Raw genomic sequence first — 1,221 nt, 5'->3', positions numbered from 1 at the left:
CATCACGATGACCGCTCCACATATTGTCGACCCTGCACGCCTTCTTGGCGAAGCCCTCACCGATGCGTCCCCCGATCTGATGCGCAGCCTGCTGCAAACCATGATCAATGCGCTGCTCTCGGCGGATGCCGACGCGGTGATTGGTGCCGAGTGGGGTAAGGCCAGCCCCGATCGCACCGCCCAACGGAACGGTTACCGGCATCGTGACCTCGATACCCGGGCCGGGACGATCGACGTCGCTATCCCGAAGCTACGCTCGGGAACGTATTTCCCGGAATGGCTCCTCGAGCGCCGCAAACGGGCCGAGACTGCGCTGATCACGGTCGTCGCGGACTGCTACCTCGCCGGCGTTTCGACCCGCCGCATGGACAAGCTCGTCAAGACGCTCGGGATCCACTCGTTATCGAAGTCGCAGGTGTCTCGGATGGCCGCGGAGCTCGACGAGCACGTGAACGAGTTCCGTCACCGTCCGTTGGGGGATGCGGGCCCGTTCACGTTCGTCGCCGCCGACGCGTTGACCATGAAGGTCCGGGAGGGTGGCCGGGTCATCAACGCGGTCGTGCTCGTCGCGACCGGGGTCAACGCCGACGGGCGCCGCGAAGTCCTCGGCCTCAAAGTCGCCACCTCGGAGACCGGCCCGGCATGGAACACGTTCTTCGCCGATCTCGTTGCACGCGGCCTGACCGGAGTCCGACTCGTCACCTCCGACGCCCACCGCGGCCTGGTCGAAGCGATCGCTGCGAACCTGCCCGGAGCGAGCTGGCAACGCTGCCGCACCCACTACGCCGCGAACCTGATGAGTGTGACCCCGAAGAGTCTTTGGCCGGCCGTGAAAGCGATGCTCCACTCCGTTTACGACCAACCCGACGCTGACGCCGTTCACGCCCAATTCGACAGGCTCTTGGACTACGTCGACGGGAAACTCCCCGACGCCCACGAACACCTCGACAACGCCAGAGCGGACATCCTCGCGTTCACCACCTTCCCCGAAGGACTCTGGCAGCAGATCTGGTCGAACAACCCCAACGAGCGCCTCAACAGAGAAATCCGTCGCCGCACCGACAGCGTTGGGATCTTCCCCAACAGAGACGCGATCACCCGCCTCGTCGGCGCCGTCCTCGCCGAACAGACCGATGAATGGGCCGAAGGCCGCCGCTACCTCGGCCTCGACATCCTCGCCAAATCCCGCCTCACCCTCGTCCCCGACACCGGAAGCGAGGT

The 1,221-nt window shown here is 65.4% G+C and carries 1 protein-coding gene; it reads left to right on the top strand.

Annotated features, from left to right (window positions below; genetic code table 11):
* Nucleotides 1-7: 7 nt before the first annotated feature.
* A partial coding sequence (locus tag ABIB54_RS17840; RefSeq protein ID WP_354576876.1) for an IS256 family transposase occupies nt 8-1,221 on the top strand: 1,214 nt, incomplete at its 3' end.

This window comes from Frigoribacterium sp. UYMn621 (genome assembly GCF_040549525.1).
Taxonomy (GTDB): Bacteria; Actinomycetota; Actinomycetes; order Actinomycetales; family Microbacteriaceae; genus Lacisediminihabitans.
Note: the sequence above shows the minus strand (reverse complement) of the source record. Positions and strands in the feature narration are given on the sequence as shown.